The organism is Kitasatospora sp. NPDC002551 (genome assembly GCF_040296005.1).
Classification (GTDB): Bacteria; Actinomycetota; Actinomycetes; order Streptomycetales; family Streptomycetaceae; genus Kitasatospora.
In genome coordinates, this window is sequence record NZ_JBEOWI010000018.1 from 107883 (window position 1) to 127843 (window position 19961).

Annotated in this window: 19 protein-coding genes and 1 pseudogene; 13 read left to right on the forward strand and 7 right to left on the reverse strand. The window is 73.6% G+C overall.

The window, feature by feature from the left end; all coding sequences use genetic code 11:
- Positions 1 to 257 precede the first annotated feature (257 nt).
- From ABT093_RS17875 to ABT093_RS17910, 8 genes are all read left to right on the forward strand, one after another.
- Positions 258 to 1604, forward strand: coding sequence for an ABC transporter substrate-binding protein (locus ABT093_RS17875; protein WP_350565225.1), 1347 nt, complete (start codon positions 258 to 260; stop codon positions 1602 to 1604).
- A complete protein-coding gene (locus tag ABT093_RS17880; protein WP_502884247.1) occupies positions 1601 to 2536 on the forward strand; it encodes a carbohydrate ABC transporter permease in 936 nt (311 codons plus the stop codon). The genes ABT093_RS17875 and ABT093_RS17880 overlap by 4 nt, the downstream gene beginning before the upstream one ends.
- Positions 2533 to 3381, forward strand: coding sequence for a carbohydrate ABC transporter permease (locus ABT093_RS17885; RefSeq protein WP_350565227.1), 849 nt, complete (start codon positions 2533 to 2535; stop codon positions 3379 to 3381). Before ABT093_RS17880 ends, ABT093_RS17885 begins: the two co-directional genes overlap by 4 nt.
- 98 nt (positions 3382 to 3479) lie before the next feature.
- Positions 3480 to 4463 (forward strand): hydroxyacid dehydrogenase, encoded by a 984-nt coding sequence (locus ABT093_RS17890; protein WP_350565267.1) that lies wholly within the window; start codon positions 3480 to 3482, stop codon positions 4461 to 4463.
- A gap of 58 nt (positions 4464 to 4521) precedes the next feature.
- Positions 4522 to 5673, forward strand: coding sequence for a Gfo/Idh/MocA family protein (locus ABT093_RS17895; protein ID WP_350565229.1), 1152 nt, complete (start codon positions 4522 to 4524; stop codon positions 5671 to 5673).
- Between the two features lie 97 nt (positions 5674 to 5770).
- Positions 5771 to 6919, forward strand: coding sequence for a dihydrodipicolinate synthase family protein (locus tag ABT093_RS17900; RefSeq protein WP_502884248.1), 1149 nt, complete (start codon positions 5771 to 5773; stop codon positions 6917 to 6919).
- 92 nt (positions 6920 to 7011) lie between these two features.
- Positions 7012 to 7848: a sugar phosphate isomerase/epimerase family protein gene (locus ABT093_RS17905; RefSeq protein WP_350565231.1), complete on the forward strand. Its 837-nt coding sequence runs from the start codon at positions 7012 to 7014 to the stop codon at positions 7846 to 7848.
- The gene (locus ABT093_RS17910; protein WP_350565232.1) at positions 7845 to 8933 is read left to right on the forward strand and encodes a glycerate kinase; all 1089 of its coding nucleotides are present in this window, start codon (positions 7845 to 7847) and stop codon (positions 8931 to 8933) included. The genes ABT093_RS17905 and ABT093_RS17910 overlap by 4 nt, the downstream gene beginning before the upstream one ends.
- Before the next feature lie 103 nt (positions 8934 to 9036).
- On the opposite strand, the gene uppS is transcribed toward ABT093_RS17910, so the two are convergent.
- Positions 9037 to 9813 (reverse strand): polyprenyl diphosphate synthase, encoded by a 777-nt coding sequence (gene uppS / locus ABT093_RS17915; protein WP_350565234.1) that lies wholly within the window; start codon positions 9811 to 9813, stop codon positions 9037 to 9039.
- 120 nt (positions 9814 to 9933) lie between these two features.
- On the opposite strand from uppS, the gene ABT093_RS17920 reads away from it, so the two are divergent.
- The 3 genes from ABT093_RS17920 to ABT093_RS17930 all read left to right on the forward strand — a co-directional run bounded on the left by ABT093_RS17920 (position 9934) and on the right by ABT093_RS17930 (position 13182).
- Positions 9934 to 10998: a methyltransferase domain-containing protein gene (locus ABT093_RS17920; protein WP_350565236.1), complete on the forward strand. Its 1065-nt coding sequence runs from the start codon at positions 9934 to 9936 to the stop codon at positions 10996 to 10998.
- A 26-nt stretch (positions 10999 to 11024) separates the two neighbouring features.
- Positions 11025 to 11774 (forward strand): PIG-L deacetylase family protein, encoded by a 750-nt coding sequence (locus ABT093_RS17925; RefSeq protein WP_350565238.1) that lies wholly within the window; start codon positions 11025 to 11027, stop codon positions 11772 to 11774.
- A gap of 88 nt (positions 11775 to 11862) precedes the next feature.
- Positions 11863 to 13182 (forward strand): serine hydrolase domain-containing protein, encoded by a 1320-nt coding sequence (locus ABT093_RS17930; protein WP_350565240.1) that lies wholly within the window; start codon positions 11863 to 11865, stop codon positions 13180 to 13182.
- Between the two features lie 171 nt (positions 13183 to 13353).
- Here the strand turns inward: ABT093_RS17930 and ABT093_RS17935 are convergent, their stop codons facing one another.
- The 6 genes and pseudogenes from ABT093_RS17935 to ABT093_RS17960 form a co-directional block, all read right to left on the reverse strand.
- Positions 13354 to 14271 (reverse strand): chitinase, encoded by a 918-nt coding sequence (locus ABT093_RS17935; RefSeq protein WP_350565271.1) that lies wholly within the window; start codon positions 14269 to 14271, stop codon positions 13354 to 13356.
- Between the two features lie 231 nt (positions 14272 to 14502).
- Positions 14503 to 15078, reverse strand: a pseudogene (locus ABT093_RS17940) (carbohydrate binding domain-containing protein); the annotation flags it as partial.
- Positions 15079 to 15311: 233 nt separating this feature from the next.
- Entirely contained in the window at positions 15312 to 15437 is a 126-nt protein-coding gene (locus tag ABT093_RS17945) for a hypothetical protein (protein WP_350565242.1), read from the reverse strand.
- Positions 15434 to 15805 (reverse strand): hypothetical protein, encoded by a 372-nt coding sequence (locus tag ABT093_RS17950; RefSeq protein WP_350565243.1) that lies wholly within the window; start codon positions 15803 to 15805, stop codon positions 15434 to 15436. Before ABT093_RS17950 ends, ABT093_RS17945 begins: the two co-directional genes overlap by 4 nt.
- A complete protein-coding gene (locus ABT093_RS17955) occupies positions 15784 to 17040 on the reverse strand; it encodes a GNAT family N-acetyltransferase (RefSeq protein ID WP_350565245.1) in 1257 nt (418 codons plus the stop codon). Before ABT093_RS17955 ends, ABT093_RS17950 begins: the two co-directional genes overlap by 22 nt.
- A 15-nt stretch (positions 17041 to 17055) precedes the next feature.
- Entirely contained in the window at positions 17056 to 17796 is a 741-nt protein-coding gene (locus ABT093_RS17960; protein WP_350565247.1) for a class I SAM-dependent methyltransferase, read from the reverse strand.
- Positions 17797 to 17993: 197 nt separating this feature from the next.
- Here ABT093_RS17960 and ABT093_RS17965 point away from each other — a divergent pair, with 197 nt between their 5' ends.
- Positions 17994 to 18086, forward strand: a complete 93-nt coding sequence (locus ABT093_RS17965) for an Ms4533A family Cys-rich leader peptide (RefSeq protein ID WP_350565249.1) — start codon at positions 17994 to 17996, stop codon at positions 18084 to 18086.
- 148 nt (positions 18087 to 18234) lie between these two features.
- Positions 18235 to 19953 (forward strand): ABC transporter substrate-binding protein, encoded by a 1719-nt coding sequence (locus ABT093_RS17970; protein WP_350565251.1) that lies wholly within the window; start codon positions 18235 to 18237, stop codon positions 19951 to 19953.
- The last annotated feature ends 8 nt before the right edge of the window (positions 19954 to 19961 follow it).

The following is a 19961-nucleotide window of genomic DNA, read 5'->3' on the forward strand; positions in this document are numbered from 1 at the left end:
TCCGGATCAAATGAACCAGTTGATCAGATTGTGACCTTGCCACCCCACCCCCCGACGGTGCGTCATTTTCGCAGGTGAACGGCGCACCAACGGCTACCGTCGCCCACTCGGCCATCCGATCAGATCGGATCATTCGATCTATCGGTCTTGACTCCGATCGGCAAGCTGCTCAGGATGGCTGCCAGTCGCCCCCACCCTCACGAGTCCGCGACCGGGCCGACCCCCCGGGCCGTGACCATCCCCCTAGGAGCCGTGCCATGCGCTCATTCGCGTTCCCCCGCCGCAGAGCCCTCCGCGCCGCCGCCACCGTCACCGCGGCCGCGCTCTCGGTGACCCTCCTCGCCGCCTGCGGCAGCGACGGCGGCAAGGCGACCGACGCCGCCGACGGCAAGCCCGTCACCCTCACCTTCTGGGGCTGGGCCAAGGGCACCAAGGAGGTGGTGGCCGCCTTCAACGCGAGCCACCCGGACATCCAGGTCACCTTCGAGGAGATCCCCGCGGGCAACGCCGGCGGTTACGCGAAGCTCTCCAACGCCGTCAAGGCCGGCAACGCCCCCGACGTGTTCAACGTCGAGTACCCGCAGCTGCCCGACTTCGTCAGCCAGGGCGCCGTCCAGGACATCTCCAAGCTCGTCGGGGCCGACCTCAAGGCCAAGTACCTGCCGCAGGCCACCGAGCTCACCTCGCTCGGCGGCCGCACCTGGGCGCTGCCGCTGGACGCCGCCCCGCAGACCTTCTACTACCGCAAGGACCTCTTCGAGAAGGCCGGCATCACCGTCCCCAGGACCTGGGACGAGTTCCGCACCGCCGCCCAGAAGCTCAAGGAGGCCCAGCCCGACGCCCGCATCGCCACGTTCTTCCCGGACGACCCCACCACCCTGGAGGCGATGGCCTGGCAGAACGGCGCCCGCTGGTTCACCGCCGCCGACGAGTCCTGGAAGGCCGACCTGACCGGCGCCGAGACCAGGAAGGTCTCCGCCTACTGGCAGCAGCTGATCGACGAGGACCTGGTCCGCGTCCAGCCGTCCTTCAGCCAGCAGTGGACCGCCTCCCTGCAGAAGGGCGAGACCGCCGGCTACCTCGGCGCCTCCTGGGGCGGCGGCGTCCTGAAGGCCAACCTCGGCACCACCTCCGAGGTCAACGGCACCTGGGCGGTCGCCCCGCTGCCCAGCTGGGACGGCACCCCCGCCAGCGGCATGCTCGGCGGCACCACCTTCGCCGTCTCCAAGGACAGCAAGAAGGCCGCGGCCGCCGTCACCTTCGCCACCTGGGCGACCACCACGCCCGAGGGCATCAAGGCCCGCATCGCCTCCGGCACCTCGTCCTCCTACCCGGCCGCCACCGAGCTCGTCCCGGTCGCCGCCCAGGCCTTCAACACCGACTTCTACGGCGGCCAGGACATCTACGCGGTGTTCTCCGACGCCGCCAAGTCGATCAAGCAGGGCTGGACCTGGGGCCCCGTCATGGGCCTGACCAACAGCACCCTGAAGGACGCCTTCGGCAAGGTCGCCGGCAAGACCGGCACCATCGACGACGCCCTCTCCGCCGGGCAGCAGGCCACCCTCGCCGAGTTCAAGAACCGCGGGCTGAAGGTCGCCCAGTGACGACCCGCACCAAGGTCCCCCGCGCCGCCGCCGTGCGGCGGCGCGGGCGGTACGGGGCACCGGCCGCGCTCCTCGCCCCGTTCTTCCTCCTGTTCACCGCCTGCACCCTCGTCCCGATCGGCTACGCGATCAGGCTGAGCCTGTTCACCGAGCACCGCTCCGGCCTCGGCTTCGGCGGCACCGAGACGGTCTTCACCGGCCTCGGCAACTACACCCGGGCCCTGCGGGACGAGGCCTTCCGCGACGGCTTCCTCACCATCGCCCGGTACTGCCTGCTCTACATCCCGCTGATGACGGTCCTCGCGCTCGTCCTCGCGCTGCTCCTGGACTCGGCGCTGGCCCGGGCCAAGCGGTTCTTCCAGCTCGCCCTGTTCATCCCGCACGCGGTGCCCGGCATCATCGCCGCGCTGATCTGGATGTACCTGTACACCCCCGGCATCAGCCCGGTGCTCGACGCCTTCGAGGCCCTCGGCGCGCAGCCCGACCCGCTCGGCAACCCGCTGCCGGCCGTGGTCAACATGGCGCTGTGGCAGTGGAGCGGCTACAACATGGTCATCTTCTACGCCGCGCTCCAGGCCATCCCGCGCGAGGTGCTGGAGGCCGCCGTCGTCGACGGCGCCGGGCCCCTGCGGACGGCGCTGAGCATCAAGATCCCGCTGATCCGGCCCTCGCTCGCCATGGTCGGGCTGTTCACCGTCATCGGCTCGCTCCAGCTCTTCACCGAGCCGATGATCCTGCACGGCACCGCACCGGGCGTGGTCTCCACCTGGACCCCCAACATGTACGCCTACACCGCCGCCTTCGAGCGCGGCGACTACGGCCTGGCGGCCGCCTCCTCGGTGCTGCTCGCCCTCGCCGCCGCCGCGCTCTCCTTCGCCGTCACCCGGCTGACCCGCTCCCGCTCCGGGCGCGGACGGGAGGCCCGCCCGTGAACACCCGACGTCCCTGGACCCTGTCGAAGGGCGCCGTCAACGGCGCCCTCGTCCTGGCCACCGCCTACACCCTGCTGCCGCTCGGCTGGCTGCTCACCGCCGCCGCCAAGAACACCGCCGACCTGCTCGGCGGCCGAACCCTGACCCCCGCCAACTTCAACCTCGGGCAGAACCTGAGCGACCTCGCCACCACCGGCGACGGCATCTACTTCCGCTGGTACCTCAACTCCCTGCTCTACGCCGGGATCGGCTCCTTCCTCTGCGCGCTGGTGTGCGTCGGCGCCGGCTACGCGTTCCACGTCTACACCTTCCCCGGCAAGGAGAAGCTGTTCGGCCTGGTCCTGCTCGGCGTGCTGGTGCCCACCACCGCGCTCGCCCTGCCGCTGTACCTGCTCGCCTCCGAACTCGGCATCGTCAACACCTTCTGGGCGGTCTTCCTGCCCTCCCTGGTGAACCCCTTCGGCGTCTACCTCGCCCGGGTCTTCTGCGCCGGCTACGTGCCCGGCGAGGTGCTGGAGGCCGCGCGGATGGACGGCGCGGGCGAGCTGCGCACCTTCTGGTCGATCGGCCTGCGCATGGTCATGCCCGGCTTCGTCACCGTCCTGCTGTTCCAGTTCACCGCCATCTGGAACAACTTCTTCCTGCCCCTGGTGATGCTCTCCGACAACCGGCTCTTCCCGGTCAGCCTCGGCCTGTTCAGCTGGAACGCCCAGACCAAGGCCTTCCCCGAGTACTACCCGCTGGTCGTCACCGGCGCGCTGCTGGCCGTCGTCCCGCTCATCCTCGCCTTCGTCCTGCTCCAGCGGCACTGGAAGGCCGGTCTCACCGCGGGGAGCGTCAAGTGAGCACCCCATCCACCGCCCCCGCCCCGGAGATCCCCATGACCGACCCCCGAGCGGCGGGCCCGGCCCACCCCGCCCACCGCCCCCGCGCCGTGCTCGCGATGCACCGCGAGCTCACCGCCCGCCTCTTCGACGAGCGCTCGACGGCCCGCCTGACGGAGGTCGCCGACCTCGACCCCGCGCTGGTGCTCGACGACTTCGGCACCGAGGAGGCCCGCGCCGTCCTCGCCGAGACCGAGGTCATCGTGTCCAGCTGGGGCTGCCCCGCGATCGACGAGAGCGTGCTGGCCGCCGCCCCGCGGCTGCGCGCGGTGATCCACGCGGCGGGCTCGATCAAGCACCACGTCACCGACGCCTGCTGGCGGCGCGGCCTGCTGGTCACCTCCGCCGCCTGGGCCAACGCCCTGCCCGTCGCCGAGTACACCGTCGCCGCCGTCCTGCTGGCCAACAAGCAGGTGCTGCGGCTCCGCGAGGACTACCGCGCCCGGCGCGGCGTCCCGCACGACTGGCAGCGCGGCTACCCCGACGCCGGCAACTACCGGCGCACCGTCGGCATCGTCGGCGCCTCCCGGATCGGCCGGCGCGTCCTGGAACTCCTGCGCCCGCACGACCTCGACCTGCTGCTGCACGACCCGTACGTGGACGCGGCCGGGGCCGCCGCGCTCGGCGCGCGCGCCGTCGGCCTGGACGAACTCTGCGCGGCGAGCGACGTGGTCAGCATCCACGCCCCCGAGCTCCCGGCCACCCACCACCTGATCGACGCCCGCCGCCTGGCGTCGATGCGCGACGGCGCCACCCTGATCAACACCTCCCGCGGCTCCCTGGTCGACCAGCGGGCGCTCGTCGGCGAACTGCTCTCCGGGCGCCTCGACGCCGTCCTCGACGTCACCGTCCCCGAGGTGCTGCCCGCCGACTCCCCGCTCTACGACCTGCCCAACGTGGTGCTCACCCCGCACATCGCCGGCTCGCTCGGCCGGGAGCTGCACCGCATGGCCGCCGCGGCCGCCGACGAACTGGCCCGCTACGCCGCCGGGCAGCCCTTCGCCCACCCCGTGCGCGCCGAGGACGTCCACCGCACCGCGTGAACCGCGCGCCGTCCCCCGCACGAGAACGACCCAGCTCCCCACGAATTGGAGAACCCCCATGTCCCGCAGGGTGATCGGCATCGTCATGAACGGTGTCACCGGCCGGATGGGCTACCGCCAGCACCTGGTCCGCTCCATCCTCGCCATCCGCGACCAGGGCGGCCTGCCTCTCGGCGACGGCGAGGTGCTGTGGCCCGAGCCGATCCTGGTCGGCCGCAGCGCCGCCAAGCTGAAGGAACTCGCCGAGCGCCACGGCCTGGAGCACTGGACCACCTCCCTGGACGAGGCCCTGGCCCACCCGCTGGCCGAGATCTACTTCGACGCCCAGCTGACCCAGGTCCGCGAGCAGGCCATCCGCCGGGCCATCGCGGCCGGCAAGCACGTCTACACCGAGAAGCCCACCGCCGAGTCGGTGGACGCCGCGCTGGATCTGGCCCGGCTCGCCCGCGAGGCCGGGGTGCGCAACGGCGCCGTGCAGGACAAGCTCTTCCTGCCCGGCCTGCTCAAGCTCAAGCGGCTGGTGGACGGCGGCTTCTTCGGCCGGATCCTGTCCGTGCGCGGCGAGTTCGGCTACTGGGTCTTCGAGGGCGACTGGCAGGACGCCCAGCGCCCGTCCTGGAACTACCGCGCCGAGGACGGCGGCGGCATGGTCCTCGACATGTTCCCGCACTGGCGCTACGTGCTGGACAACCTCATCGCCCCCGTCCGGTCCGTCTACGCGCACACCGCCACCCACATCCCGCAGCGCGTCGACGAGCAGGGCCGCCGCTACCCGGCGACCGCCGACGACGCCGCGTACGGCGTGTTCGAGCTGGAGGGCGGCATCACCGCCCAGATCAACTCCTCGTGGGCGGTGCGGGTCGACCGCGACGAGCTGGTGGAGTTCCAGGTCGACGGCACCGAGGGCAGCGCGGTGGCCGGCCTGCGCAACTGCCGCTTCCAGCACCGCGCCGCCACCCCCAAGCCGGTCTGGAACCCCGACCTGCCGGTCACCGAGTCCTTCCGCGACCAGTGGCAGCACGTCCCGGACAACGGCGAGTTCGACAACGGCTTCAAGGTGCAGTGGGAGCTGTTCCTGCGCCACGTGGTGACCGGCTCGGACTACCGCTGGGACCTCCTGGAGGGCGCCAAGGGCGTCCAGCTCGCCGAGCTCGGCCTGCGCTCCGCCCGCGAGGGCCGCCGCCTCGACGTGCCCGACCTCGCGCTCTGAACGCCCCGACGCTCCGAACGCCCCGAGGGTTCCGAACGCCCGGCGCGCCGAGTGCCCCGCTCCCCGACCGCCCCGTAGCGATTGCGTTGCTGACACCATGACCGACATCGACCTGCCCGGCCTCGGCCGCCACCGGATGCGCGCCCCCGCCGAGCTGCCCGCCACCCCCGAGCCCCCGGCCTCCCGGCTCGCCTACGCCGCCGCCCACGTGGTCGCCGACCCGCTCGGCGGCAACGCTCCCGGCGCCCCCGCCGCCGTCGACTGGGACACCACGCTCGCCTTCCGCCGCCACCTGTGGTCCCTGGGCCTCGGCGTCGCCGACGCGATGGACACCGCCCAGCGCGGCATGGGCCTCGACTGGCCCGCCACCCGCGAGCTGATCACCCGCTCCGGCGCCGAGGCCCGCAGCTACGGCGGACTGCTCGCCTGCGGCGTCGGCACCGACCAGCTCGCCCCCGGAACGCACACCGTCGGCGCCATCGCCGCGGCCTACGAGGAGCAGCTGGAGGTCGTCGAGGCCGCCGGCGCCCGGCCGATCCTGATGGCCAGCCGGGCGCTCGCCCACGCCGCCCGCGGCGCCGAGGACTACCTGGCGGTCTACGGCCGCCTGATCGGCCAGAGCAGCCGGCCGGTGATCCTGCACTGGCTGGGCGAGATGTTCGACCCGGCCCTGGCCGGCTACTGGGGCTCCGGGGACGTCACCGCCGCCACCGCCACCGTCCTGGCGCTCATCGAGGCGCACGCCGAGCGGATCAACGGCATCAAGGTGTCGCTGCTCGACGCGGACCACGAGGTCGGGCTGCGCCGCGCCCTGCCCCCGGGCGTGCGGCTCTACACCGGCGACGACTTCAACTACCCGGCGCTGATCCGCGGCGACGCGCTCGGGCACAGCGACGCACTGCTGGGCGTCTTCGACCCGATCGCCCCGGTCGCCGCCGCCGCGCTGCGGGCCCTGGACGCGGGCGACCTCGACCGGTACGACGCGCTGCTCGCGCCGACCCTGCCGCTGGCCCGGCACCTGTTCGCCGCGCCGACCTTCCACTACAAGACCGGGGTGGTCTTCCTGGCCTGGCTCGCCGGGCACCAGGACCACTTCACCATGGTCGGCGGCGCGCAGAGCGGGCGTTCCGTGCCGCACCTGGTCGAGCTGTTCCGCCTCGCCGACGCCGCGGGCGTGCTGCCCGACCCGCACCTCGCCGTCGAGCGGATGCGGCGCTACCTCGCGGTGGCCGCACCGCTCGGCTGAGACCAGCGCTCCTCCTCCCCCGGTGGCCGCCCCACCCCCGACGGGCGGCCACCGGCGTTCCCGCCCCCTCTCCCCGAAAGGAGCCCGGCACCGTGACCGGACTCGACCGTCTCTCGCTCAACCAGATCACCACCAAGCGGTGGAGCCTGCCCGAGGCCGTCCGGGGCTGCGTGGACGCCGGCATCCCGGCGATCGGCCTCTGGCGGGACAAGGTCGCCGAAACCGGCCTGGCCCGCTCCGCGAAGCTCTGCCGGGACGCCGGACTGGCCGTCAGCAGCCTGTGCCGGGGCGGCTTCCTGACCGCCACCGCCCCCGAGGAGCGGCGGACCGCGCTCGCCGACAACCTCCAGGCGATCGAGGAGGCCGCCGAACTCGGCACCGACACCCTGGTGATGGTCGTCGGCGGCCTGCCCGGCGGCAGCCGGGACCTCGCCGGCGCCCGGCGGTCCGTCGCCGACATGATCGCCGAACTGGCCCCGCACGCCGGGGACTTCGGCGTACGGCTGGCCCTGGAGCCGCTGCACCCGATGTTCTGCGCCGACCGCGCCGTCCTCTCCACCCTCGGCCAGGCCCTCGACCTCGCCCGGCCGCACCCCGCCGCGCAGGTCGGCGTCGTCGTCGACAGCTACCACGTCTGGTGGGACCCGCAGCTGCCCGAGCAGATCGCGCGCGCCGGACGGGAGGGCCGGATCGCCTCCTACCAGGTCTGCGACTGGACGCTGCCGCTGCCGGCCGACGCCCTGCTCGGACGCGGCCACGTCGGTGACGGCCACATCGACTTCCGCGCGCTCACCGAGCTGGTCACCGCCGCCGGCTACGAGGGCTGGATCGAGGTGGAGATCTTCAACGAGCGGATCTGGGACACCCCGGGCGAGCAGACCCTGCGCACCCTGACCGAGCGCCACCTCGCCCACGTGGCCGTGTCGTGAGGATCGTCCTCGCGCCCGACTCCTTCAAGGGCACCGCCACCGCCACCGAGGCCGCCCGGGCCCTCGCGGACGGCTGGCGCTCGGTGCGCCCCGGCGACGACCTGCTGTCCCTGCCGATGGCCGACGGCGGCGAGGGCACCCTCGACGCGGTGGCCACCGCCCGCCCCGGCGCGTGCGTCCACGAGGTCCCCGGCTGCACCGGCCCCGACGGCAGGCCCGTCCCCGGCCGCTACGCCCTGCTCCCCGACGGCACGGCGCTGGTCGAGTTCGCCACCACCGGCGGCCTGCCGCTGCTCGGCGAGCGGCTCGCCCCGCTCACCGCGACCAGCCGCGGCACCGGCGAGACGATCGCCGCCGCCCTGGACGCCGGCGCGAGCGCGCTGACGGTGGGCCTCGGCGGCTCCGCCTCCACCGACGGCGGCGCCGGGCTGCTCTCCGCGCTCGGCCTGCGCCTGCTCGACCGCTCGGGCACACCGCTGCCCGACGGCGGCGGCGCGCTCGCCGCGGCCGCCCGCGCCGACCTCGGAAGCCTGCGCCCGGCCCCGCCCGGCGGCGTCCGGCTGCTCACCGACGTCACCAACCCCCTGCTCGGCCCGGCCGGCGCGGCGGCGGTGTACGGGCCGCAGAAGGGCGCCGGAGCAGCCGAGGTGGCCCGGCTGGAGCGCGGGCTGGAGCGGTACGCGGAGCTGCTCGGCGGCGACCCGCGGCAGCCGGGAGCCGGTGCGGCCGGCGGCACCGCCTACGGGCTGGCCGCGGCCTGGAACGCCCGGATCACGCCCGGCGCCGCCGCCGTCGCCGACCTGCTCGGCCTGGACGCGGCCCTCGACGGCGCCGACCTCGTGGTCACCGGCGAGGGCCGCTTCGACGCCACCAGCCTGCTCGGCAAGGCCGTCGGCGAGGTGCTGGCGCGGGCGCGGCGGGCCGCCGTCCCGGTCCGCGTGGTCGCCGGCGGCTCCACCGACGCGCGGGCGCTGACCCTGCTCTCGCTGGCCGGTGACCCCGAGGACGCCCGGCGGCGGGCCGCCCACTGGCTCCACCGGGCCGGCGCCCTACTGGCCCGCTCGGCCGGACCGGCCGCGGGCTGAGGCACCCCTGCGGACCCGCGGATCCGCGACGGCCGTGCCCGGGCGCGGCCGTCGACGGCGACCACCCACCGCCGCCCGCCGCCTCGCGGGACCTGTCCGGCCGTCAGGCCCCGTAGCGGCGCTGCCGGTCGGCGTAGGCGCGTACCGCCCGCAGGAAGTCCACCTCACGGAAGGCCGGCCAGTACGCCTCGCAGAAGTACAGCTCCGAGTAGGCGCTCTGCCACAGCAGGAAGTTCGACATCCGCTGCTCTCCGCTGGTGCGGATGACCAGGTCGGGGTCCGGCTGTCCGGCGGTGTAGAGGTGGCGGGCGATGTCGTCGGCGGTCAGCTCGCCGGCGAGGTCCCGCATCGGCGTTCCGGCCGCCGCCTGCTCGTACAGCAGGTCCCGCATGGCGTCCACGAGTTCCTGGCGGCCGCCGTAGCCGACGGCGAGGGTCACGTGGGCGCCGGTGGTGCACTCGCGGGTGGCCTCGACCGCCTCCTTCAGGGCGCGGGCCGTGCTGTCGGGCAGGGTGTCGAGGGCTCCGGCGATGTGCACCCGCCAGCGCGGCCGCGGCCTGGCGAGCTGCGCCGCCAGGACGTCCTCGATCACCCGCATCAGGAAGGCGACCTCGCTGTCACCGCGCCGCTGGAGGTTCTCGGCGGAGCAGACGAACACGGTGACGTGCCGGATCCGGAGGTCCTCGCACCACGCGAGCACGTGTTCCACGTGCTCGGCACCGGCCTTGTGGCCGAGGCTCGGGTTCCCGATGCCGCGCCGACGGGCCCAGCGCCGGTTGCCGTCCATGATCAACCCGATGTGCCCGGGGAGCTCCCGGCCGTGGAGCCGTCGGCGCAGCCGCCTGGCGTAGAAGGCGTAGAGGGGGTCACTGACGCGCATGTCGCGGCCTTTCGGAAGCGGGAGGGATGGGCGGACACCGGCCCATCACGGCGTGCATACTACGGAGTGATAGCACGCGCCGCGTGTTATCAGGGAAACCCGCTGCTCCCGGGAGTGCCAGTGCGTACCAACGACGCCCAGATGCTCGTCCTGTCCGCCCTCGCGGACGGTCCCCTGCACGGATACGCCGTCAACACCGCGATCGAGCGGCTGACCGGCGCCAGACTCGGCCGCGGCAGCCTGTCGAGCGCCCTGGCGCGGCTGCACGGCAAGGGCCTGGTCGAGTACCTGGACGGCGACGGCAGGCGGCGGCCCCTGGCGCTCACGCCGGCCGGCCGGGAGGCCCTCGACGGCGGGATCGCCTCCCTCGCGCAGGCCGCGGAGATCTTCGAGAAGGCCGTCCCGGACAAGGCTCTCTACCTGGACCGGCTCTCCGCCACCCAGGTCGCGCACACCTACAAGGAGGCCGCCCTGCGGGCGCTGGCCGTCCGGCCGGGCCACGTCGTCCTGGACCTGGGCTGCGGTCCGGCGACCGACCTCGGCGTGCTGGCCCGCGCGGCCGCGCCCGGCGGGCGGGTCATCGGCGTCGACTCCGACCCCGGGATGACCCGGCGGGCGCTCGCCCGGACCGCCGGCCTTCCGGGAACCGGCGTGCTGACGGCCGACGTTCACGCCCTGCCGCTTCCCGCGGGCTCCGCGGACCGGTTGCGGACCGACCGCGTGCTGCAGCACGTCGAGGACGTCCCGGCCGTCCTGGCGGAGGCCCGGCGGGTGCTGCGCCCCGGCGGCCGGCTGGTCATGGCCGAACCCGACTGGGACTCGCTCGCCGTCGACCACCCGGATCCGGAGATCGCCCGGGCGTACACCCGGCACATCACCGACCGGATCGTGCGCAACGCCCTCGTCGGACGGCAGTTGCCCCGCCTCGCCGGGCAGGCGGGTTTCGCCGTCCCCTCGGTCGCCCCGGTGACCTCGGTCTTCCGGGAGGTCCACGCCGCCGACCGGATCCTCGGGCTCCACCGCAACACCGAGCGCGCGGTGGCCGCCGGGTACCTCACGCGCGGTCAGGCGGACAGCTGGCTCGACCATCTGACCCGAGGGCCGTTCCTCGCCGCGGTGACGCTCTACGTCGTCACGGCGGAGTCACCCTCGGACTCACCCGCGCGGTCACCCGAGGAAGGCTGACCCGCCCGAACCAGGAGGTCCCGCCCATGCCGCCACTGCCCTCGCTGCTCGCCGTCCTCGCCCACCCCGACGACGAATCGCTCCTCGTCGGCGGCGTCCTCGCCCGGCACGCCGCCTCCGGGGCGCGGACGGCCGTCGTCACCGCCACCTGGACGCGGGAGAGCCACCGCGGCGCCGAACTCGCCGAGGCCCTGGGCGTCCTGGGCGCCGGGGAGCCGCGGATGCTCGGCTACGCCGACGCCCGCGTCCCGCGGTCCGCGCCCGGGCGGCCCCGGCTCTGCGACGCGCCCGTGGACACCGTCGTCCAGGACATCGTGCGGCAGATCCGCGCCGTCAGGCCCGGGATCGTGCTGACCCACGACGCATACGGACAGTTGACCGGCCACCCGGACCACCGGCGCACCCACCACGCCACCCTGCTCGCCTTCGCCGCCGCCGGCCTCGAACACCTCTATCCGGAGGCCGGCGCGCCCTGGCAGCCCGAGGCCCTCCGGATGGCGACCCATCCCCACGCGGCGCTCGCCGACCTCGGCCCCCTCCTGGGCCGCGTCGGCAAGACGACGCTCAGCGTGCCGGACAGCATGGTCGACCTGAGCTGCGACATCGGCCCGTGGTTCGACCGGAAGTGGGCCGCGATCACGGCCCACCGCAGCCAGACCGGGCCCGGGCGTGCGCTGCCCGGCCTGCTGGCCCGCGAGCCCGAGGCCGTCCGGCGCCGGATCCTCGGCACCGAGCACTTCACGTCCCTCACCGCGCGGGCCCGCCAAGGGCGATGACCCCCCCCGGAGGAGGACGCGGCGGGGGTGCGGGAACTGCGATGGTGGTGGCGGCGGCCCGGGGGTCGGGCCGGAAGGGGCGGGAACCATGACCATCGTTCAGTCTCGGACATCGCACCGGCGCGGCCGGCTGGGGACACGGCTCGCCGCCGTCGCCCTGGCCGGTGCCACCGTCGTCACGCTCGCCCCGACGGCGGCCGTGGCGGCGGGCGGGGACGCCTCCGGCCCCGGGTCCGTGGCGGAGCGCCGGCCGCGCGTCGACGGGCGGCCGGAGCTGCGGGACCTCGTGGAGCACGGCGGGGCGACCGCCGCGCTCGCGGAGATCCGCCTCGCCGGTCGCGTCCCGTGGCGCGGCGCCGCCGGGACCGCCGACCTGGCCACCGGGCAGCCGGCCAGGGCGGACGGCCGGTTCCGGATCGGCAGCATCACCAAGACCTTCGTGTCGACGGTCGTCCTCCAGCTGGTCGGCGAGGGCCGGCTGCGGCTGGACGACCCGGTCGAACGGCACCTGCCGGGGGTCGTCCCGAACGGCGGCGCGATCACCGTCCGGCAGCTGCTCAACCACACCAGCGGCCTGTTCAACTTCACCGAGGACGAGCGGTTCCTGGTGAGGAGCGAGGCCGACCTGCAGGACTACGCGTACGGGAGCTGGCGCTACCGGGACTACCGCCCCGAGCAGTTGGCCGCGGTCTCGGCCGAGCACCCGCCGTACTTCGCACCCGGGCAGGGCTGGAAGTACTCCAACACCAACTACGTCCTCGCCGGGATGATCGTCCGGAAGGTCACCGGGCACACCTGGCAGCGCGAGGTAGAGCGCCGGATCGTCCGGCCCCTGCACCTGGAGGAGACCGCGTTCCCGGGCTCGGAGACCGGCCTCGGCGGCCCGCACGCCCACGCCTACCTCGACCTGCCGGCCGGGCCGGCCGACATCACCCGGTTCAACCCGTCCCTGGTGGACGCGGCCGGTAACGGCATCTCCACCACCACCGACCTCGACCGGTTCCACGCCGCCCTGTTCGGCGGGAAGCTGCTGCGGCCGGCCGAGATGGCCGCACTGACGGACACGGTGCCGACCACGGGTGACGGCGCGCAGTACGGGCTCGGCGTGGTCCGGATCGACCTGGGCCCGGGCTGCGAGCCCGCCTGGGGCCACGACGGCGGCCTGCCCGGCTGGACCACCCTGCTGCTCGGCAGCCTGGACGGGCGGCGGCAGTTCGCGCTGTCGTACAACCCGTTCGTGGGCCGGGACGACTCGGCGAGCGGGGCGGCGATCGGCTCCCTCGTGGCCAAGACGCTGTGCGAGCCGGGGACCCTCCCGGGTGCCGCCCCCACGGCGTCCCCGCTCCCGGGCACGCTCCCCCGCACCGGCCCGGACCTCCGGATCGAGGCCGGCCCGGCCACCCGCTGAACCCCGCGGCGGCGCCCCCACCCTCACCGGGGGCCGCCGCCGCGGCCTCCGGCCGACCCGGCCGACCGGGCCGACCCGGCCGACCGGGCCGAAAGGCCGGCGCCCGCCGGGTGCCACGGAATCCGTCCGTGGCACCCGGCGGGCGCTCGTCGTGCCGCCGCTAGCGGGACATCAACGGCCCTGGAGGGCCTTGACGTTGTCGCCGAAGGACCAGCCCTTCGAGCCGTCCCAGTTGATCGACCAGGTCATGAGCCCCTTCAGCTGGCCGTTGAAGGCGTTCCAGGCCTGGCTGACCAGGCTCGGCGCCATGTGGCCGCCGCCCGCGCCGGGCTGGGCCGGCAGGCCGGGGACCTGCTTGTCGTAGGGCACCTTGATGGTGGTGCCCTGGATGGTGAGGCCGTTGTTCAGGCAGGTGGTCTGCGCGGTGAAGCCCTGGACGGTACCGGCCTGGTAGGAGTCACCGGAGCAGCCGTACATGCTGCCGTTGTAGTACTGCATGTTGAGCCACCACAGGCGCCCGTTGTCGACGTACTTCTTGATGATCGGCAGGTAGGAGCCCCAGATGGAGCCGTAGGTGACGCTGCCGCCGGTGACGTACGCGGTCTCGGGGGCCATCGTCAGGCCGAATCCGGCCGGCATCTGGGCGAGCACGCCGTCGATGATGCGGATCAGGTTGGACTGGGACGCGGACAGCGTGTTGATGTTGCCGCTGCCGGACAGGCCGGTCTCGATGTCGATGTCGATGCCGTCGAAGTTGTACTTCTTCAGGATCGGGACGACGGTGGCCACGAACTTGTCCGCGACGGCGCTGGAGCTGAGGTCGATGCCGGCGGCGGCGCCGCCGATCGACATCAGGATGGTCGCGCCGGCCGCCTTGGCCTGGCACATCTCGGCCGGGGTCGACACCTTGACGGTGGCGTCCATGCCGTCCTCCCAGAGGACGGTGCCGTCCGAGAGGATCACCGGGAAGGCGGCGTTGATGACGTTGTAGCCGTGCGCGGCGAGCCGGCTGTCGTTGATGGGGGTCCAGCCCATGCCCGGGTGGACGCCGTTGGAGGCGCCGTCCCAGTTCTCCCAGTAGCCCTGCACGACCTTGCCCGCGGGCTTGGGCTTCGTCGCGCAGGTGGAGCCCGGCGGGGTGGTGGGAGGCGTGGTCGGCGGGGTGGTCGGCGGCGTCGTGGGAGGCGTCGTCGGCGGGGTGGTCGGCGGGGTGGTCGGCGGCGTCGTGGGAGGCGTCGTCGGCGGCGTGGTGGTGCCGCCGGGGCCGGCGAGCTCCACGTCGTCCGCGTAGAACGCGGACTGCCCGTACCAGCCGTGCAGGAAGACGGTCACCGACGTGGTGTTCGCCCCGGTGGAGAAGGTGGTGCTGAGCTTGCCGTACGAGGCGCTGCTCGCCGTCCAGGTGGACGTCGTACCGGTGAGGCCGGTGCCGGTGGCGCCCAGGTAGATGTAGCTGCCCTGGACGTAGGCGCTCAGCGTGTACTGGGAGTTGGGCTGCACGCTGACGGTCTGGCTGCACTGGGCGTTGTCCAGGCCGGTCGGCGTGGCCTTGAGCGCCGAGGTGCCACCGTGCACCGGGCTGCTGACCGCCGTGCCGGCGCCGCCGGAACAGGTCCAGTCGGAGAGTCCGTTCTCGAAACCGGCGTTGGACACCAGGTTGGGGGTGGCGGCCCCGGCGGTGACGGTGCCCGCCACGGCGAGACCGGCACCGATGACGGCGGCGGCGCTCACCCCGGCGAGGGAGCGCCTCAGGACGGACGATCCGGGCACGGCGGTGCCGGTGCGGTGCACCCGCGCCGCGCGTTCCACGCCCGCCTGCTGCGTGCGGACGGGATCCGGACCGGGGCGGACCGCGCCCGGCAGACGGGGGGTGCGCGACGACCTCCGACGGAACATGCTGTGCTCGCTTCCCGCCGGGCGCCGTGGACAGACCGGCGCGTGGGGGCGTGACGCCCGGCTCTGGGTGAGGTGGGGACATGTGGGGATGTGCCGGTCCGGATCGTAGGAGGCACGGCAAGGCGCGTCAATAGGTCTGGACCATTACCCACCCATGGCCGGGCGGCAAACCCCCTGTCGACAACCCCGGCGACACGCCACCGACCGTCCGGGAACAGCTATCTGACGTTACGTCAGCCCAGTCCCAGGGGCGGGTGGAAGCGGCGGGGCGCGGAGCCGTCGGTGGTGGCCAGGGTCATGAAGCGGGCGCGGGAGAGCGGGTGGCGGCTGCGGCGCACGAGGCCGTCGAGGGCGGTCATGACGGGCCTCCCGGCGGAAGGGAGCCGCGGTCGAATCCGAGCGGGACCGGCGGGTCGCTGAGCAGGGTGGCCTCCAGCAGGGTCCACCAGTGGGCCTGCTCGGTGCGGCGGCGTTCCCAGACGGGGTCCCGGCCGCGTTCGGCGACCTGGCGCCGGTAGCGGCCCCAGCCGGCCTCGTCGGCGAAGCTGACGGTGTGTTCGATGGTGTGCACGGGGCTTCCGACGGTGCGCACCGCCCACCGGGTGCGCAGCACGGTGTCGAGGCCGTCGTAGAACCAGGCCTCGCGGGCGCGGACCCACTCCCAGAAGGCGGCCTGGTCCGCTTCGGCGGCCGCGGTGGGCTGGATCAGGTAGACCAGGTGCAGCACGGCGGGGCTCCTTCCGCGGTGGGGTCGTGGTCAGCCGGCCGGCGGCGGGCCGGGGCTTCCGGCGCCCAGGCGCGCCACCCGGGGTCCAGGGCCCAGGGGCGGGCGGCGCAGCGGGCCGTCCAGAGCCGGGCGGTCCGGGCGTTGTGGCGCCGCTCCGTCCGCGGGTCGCAGAGCCGCCCGCGCAGGGGCAGCACGGCGACCGCGAGCGGGGAGAGCACGGCGCCCTGCCGGATCTTGATCTGCCAGGCGGAGATCGCCAGGCGGTAGCGGCGGAAGCCGCAGGCGGCGGCGTAGTCGACGGGGGCCTGGTAGCAGAGCACGAAGTACTCGCCGTGCGGTTCGGCGGCCCGGTAGTCGAACCCGAAGTAGCGGGCGTAGAGGCGGTCACCGTGGGCGTAGCAGACGTTCACGGCGACGGGCCGTCCCTCGCGGACGGCGAAGCAGCCGACGGCCCGGTCCAGGACTCCGGTCGCGGCCTGGGCCTCGAAGGCGCGGAGCATCCAGGCGGGGTCGGCGGTGCCGCCGTGGCGGGCGCGGGTCTGTGTCACCAGGGCGGCGGTCTGCCGCACCACCTCGCGCCGGTCCAGGGGCCGCCACAGCACGGTGGTGCCGCCGCGCTCGCAGGCGCGCCGCTCGGCCCGGCGGCGGGTGCGGTCGGGCTGGCTCATCCGCGCCAACTGCTCGGCGTAGCCGCCGATCGCGACGGCGAGGTTGGCGTCCGCGTCGTGCAGCAGCACGCTCGCGCGCGGCTGCCGCCGGGCGAGCTCCCGGGCGTCGTCCGCCGCCAGGTAGGGCATGACGACGCCGTCGAGGCCGCGCTCGCGGGCCAGCCGCAGCGCCGTCCCGAACAGGGCGTCCAGGGTGCGGGCGCGGGCCTCGCCGCGGGTGCAGACCAGTTCGTTGTAGGTGGAGCGCCGGGCTCCCAGCCACAGGTAGGCCGACGAGCGCGCCTGCGTCACGTCGGGTAACAGCGTGGGCAGGTGGAACAGTCCGGGTTCGTCGTTCTCTCCGGGCCAGACGGGCAGGGCGCCCAGCAGCCTGCCGCCGGAGGCGGCGGTGACCAGCGCCGTGTCGCCGTGGGCCAGTTCGAGCGCGTGCGCCCAGGCGCTGCTGTTGTAGAAGTTGTCGGGGCCGGCCAGCCGGTCCCACCCGGCGTGGTCGACGTCGGCGAGCGACGGCAGGATGCCCTCCTCGATCGGCCCGGGGCTCCGGTGGTCCTGCTGCGTGGTCGTCATGATCGTGCCTCGGGGTCATTCGGCTCTGGTGCAGGTGATGAGCGCCGCGTGGGGGCGGGTGAGGTAGGGCCGCCAGAAGTCCTTTCCGTGGCGGGCCAGTCCCTCCCCGGAGACCCGGAATCCGGGCCAGCGGACCGTGCCGAACCCGGCCTCGTGCAGGGCCCGTTCCAGGGTGGCACGGCTCCAGTAGCGGGCGGTGATCCGTTCGTCGTAGCGGCCGAAGCACAACTCCAGCGTCACCCGCGAGGCATCGCGGCGCGGCTCGGCCTCGACCAGGCGCAGGCCGTAGCGTTCGTAGTACTCGCGTTCCCCGTCGAAGTCCGGGTTCACCGGGAGGGTGACGAACCGGCCTCCCGGGCGAAGGGCCCGCGCGGCCAGCGCACAGAGCGTGACCAGTTCCGCGTACTCCTCGGCGTACGGCATGACGTACACGGCCACGGCGGCGTCGAAGGCACCCTCGTCGATGCCGCCGGCCCGCTCGGTGTACTCGACGCCGAGCGGCTCGGCGCGCTCGGCCCGCCGGGCGACGTCGAGCATGCCCTCGGAGATGTCGTGCCCGACCACCCGCGCCGCCCCGCGGCGCTTGAGTTCCCGGCTGTAGAGCCCCGTCCCGCACCCGATGTCCAGGAGGCTCCTGCCGGTGACCGTTCCCAGCTCGGCGAACACGCTGAACGACTCCAGATGCCTTCGCCACGGCAGGAGGGACATCTCCTCGTACATCACCCCAAGACGGTCGAACTGGTCTATTTCGCCCATGTCTGTCATTCTGCGACGCTTCCCGCGTTTCGCACAGCCCCCTGTACGCAGCGTTGCCGGAGGCGGTCCGGTTCTCCCCCGCATTCCCGGGAATCCCCCGGCGCCCCGGGAATCACCTCAGTTCCCACCACTCCCGCGGTGGGGGGAGGTGATCGGGATTTTTGACATTCCGCTTACGGTCCTCCATTCTTCTCGGCATGTCCGACCGTCACCCGATCGAGTACGCCGCCATCGAGCTGGCGCTGATCGGCGTGGCCGCGCACTGCGTTTCCGACAATCTCTGTCGCTGAATCCGCCTGTCCCGACGCGTTGCGGTGATCGCCGCTTCGGGGCGTCGCCCCTTTTTCCGCGGGCGCGGTGCTGCTCACCCTCCTCTCACGGCCTCACTGTCGCCCGCCTTTCTCCGTGCACCATCGGTAGCGAAAGGCCCCCTTTCCGATGTCTCGAACCACCTTCACCCCCCGCCGCCTCGCCGCGGCGACCGTCACCGTCGCGCTGGCCGTCGGTGCGGTGGCGTGCGGACCGAAGGCCGACGGCGGTGGAAGCGCCGACCAGGGCGCCGCGCCGCAGCAGGGCGGCACGCTCACCGTGCTCAACCAGAACCCTCAGGAGCAGTTCGACCCCGCGCGGCTCTACACCTCCGGCGGCGGAAACGTTCCCTCGCTGGTCTTCCGCACCCTCACCACCCGCAACCGGGCCGACGGCGCGGCCGGCACCAAGGTCGTCCCGGACCTCGCCACCGACACCGGCACCCCCTCGGAGGGCGCGACGGTGTGGACGTACCGGCTCAAGGACGGCCTCGCCTTCGAGGACGGTTCGCCGATCACCACCGCCGACATCAAGTACGGCATCGAAAGGTCATTCGCCCCCGAACTCTCCGGTGGCGCACCGTTCCTGAGGGACTGGCTGGTCGGCGCCGCCGACTACCAGGGTCCGTACAAGGACGGCAGCGGGCTGGCCGCCATCGAGACGCCGGACGAGAAGACCATCGTCTTCCGCCTCAACAAGCCCGAGGGCGACTTCCCCTACCTGGCCACCCAGACGCAGTTCGCACCCGTCCCGAAGGCCAAGGACACCGGGACCAAGTACCAGGAGCACCCGGTCTCCTCCGGCCCGTACCGGGTCGTCAAGAACGAGAACGACGGCGCGCACCTCGTCCTGGAGCGCAACCCGCACTGGTCCGCCGCGACGGACGACCAGCGCAAGGCGTACCCGGACACCGTCGACGTGCAGTCCGGGCTCGACCCGGCGGTGATCAACCAGCGGCTCTCGGCCGGCACCGGCGCCGACGCGGCCGCCGTCACCACCGACACCAACCTCGGTCCCTCCGAACTCGCCCAGGTGAAGGACGACAAGGCGCTCGCCGCCCGGGTCGGCACCGGCCACTTCGGCTTCGTCAACTACCTGGCGTTCAACCCCAAGGTCAAGCCGTTCGACAACCCCAAGGTCCGGCAGGCGATCGCCTACGCGGTCAACCGCACCTCGGTCGTCAACGCGGCCGGCGGCTCCTCGCTCGCCGAGGCCGCCACCACCTACCTGCCCGCCCAGGAGACCTTCGGGCACACGCCCTACGACCCGTTCCCGGCGGGTGCCACCGGCAACCCGGAGAAGGCCAGGGAGCTGCTGAAGGAGGCGGGTTACCCGGACGGCCTGACCATCCCGCTCACCCACTCCAGCGCCGTCGGCAAGGGCTACGGCCCGGACCTGGCCACCGCCGTCCAGGACGGCCTGAAGGCGGCCGGGATCACCGTCCAGCTGGAGGCCCTGGACTCCACCCGGTACTCCAAGACCATCCACACCGTCAGCACCGAGCCCGGCTTCTTCCTCAGCGGCTGGGGCGCCGACTGGCCGTCCGGCGGCCCGTTCCTCGCGCCGATCTTCGACGGCCGGCAGATCGTCACCGACGGATACAACTTCAACTCCGCGCAGCTGGACGACCCGTCGGTGAACGACGAGATCGACCAGATCAACAAGATCACCGACCACGCCGAGGCCGCCAAGCGCTGGGGCGCCCTGGACAAGCGGATCGGCGAGCAGGCCCTCACCGTCCCGCTGTTCCACCCGGTCTACAAGCGGCTGTCCGGCAAGGACGTCCGCAACATCGTCATCAGCGACTGGACCGGCGTGCTGGACATCTCCCAGGTCGCGGTCAAGTAGCGGAGCGG

Coding starts and splice junctions, on each gene's coding strand:
- ABT093_RS17895 (WP_350565229.1), top strand. CDS start 4,522: ATGTCCCGCAGGGTGATCGGCATCGTCATGAACGGTGTCACCGGCCGG.
- ABT093_RS17960 (WP_350565247.1), bottom strand. CDS start 17,796: ATGGGCGAAATAGACCAGTTCGACCGTCTTGGGGTGATGTACGAGGAG.
- ABT093_RS17930 (WP_350565240.1), top strand. CDS start 11,863: ATGACCATCGTTCAGTCTCGGACATCGCACCGGCGCGGCCGGCTGGGG.
- ABT093_RS17965 (WP_350565249.1), top strand. CDS start 17,994: ATGTCCGACCGTCACCCGATCGAGTACGCCGCCATCGAGCTGGCGCTG.
- ABT093_RS17970 (WP_350565251.1), top strand. CDS start 18,235: ATGTCTCGAACCACCTTCACCCCCCGCCGCCTCGCCGCGGCGACCGTC.
- ABT093_RS17945 (WP_350565242.1), bottom strand. CDS start 15,437: ATGACCGCCCTCGACGGCCTCGTGCGCCGCAGCCGCCACCCGCTCTCC.
- ABT093_RS17900 (WP_502884248.1), top strand. CDS start 5,771: ATGACCGACATCGACCTGCCCGGCCTCGGCCGCCACCGGATGCGCGCC.
- uppS (WP_350565234.1), bottom strand. CDS start 9,813: ATGCGCGTCAGTGACCCCCTCTACGCCTTCTACGCCAGGCGGCTGCGC.
- ABT093_RS17890 (WP_350565267.1), top strand. CDS start 3,480: ATGCACCGCGAGCTCACCGCCCGCCTCTTCGACGAGCGCTCGACGGCC.
- ABT093_RS17875 (WP_350565225.1), top strand. CDS start 258: ATGCGCTCATTCGCGTTCCCCCGCCGCAGAGCCCTCCGCGCCGCCGCC.
- ABT093_RS17955 (WP_350565245.1), bottom strand. CDS start 17,040: ATGACGACCACGCAGCAGGACCACCGGAGCCCCGGGCCGATCGAGGAG.
- ABT093_RS17925 (WP_350565238.1), top strand. CDS start 11,025: ATGCCGCCACTGCCCTCGCTGCTCGCCGTCCTCGCCCACCCCGACGAC.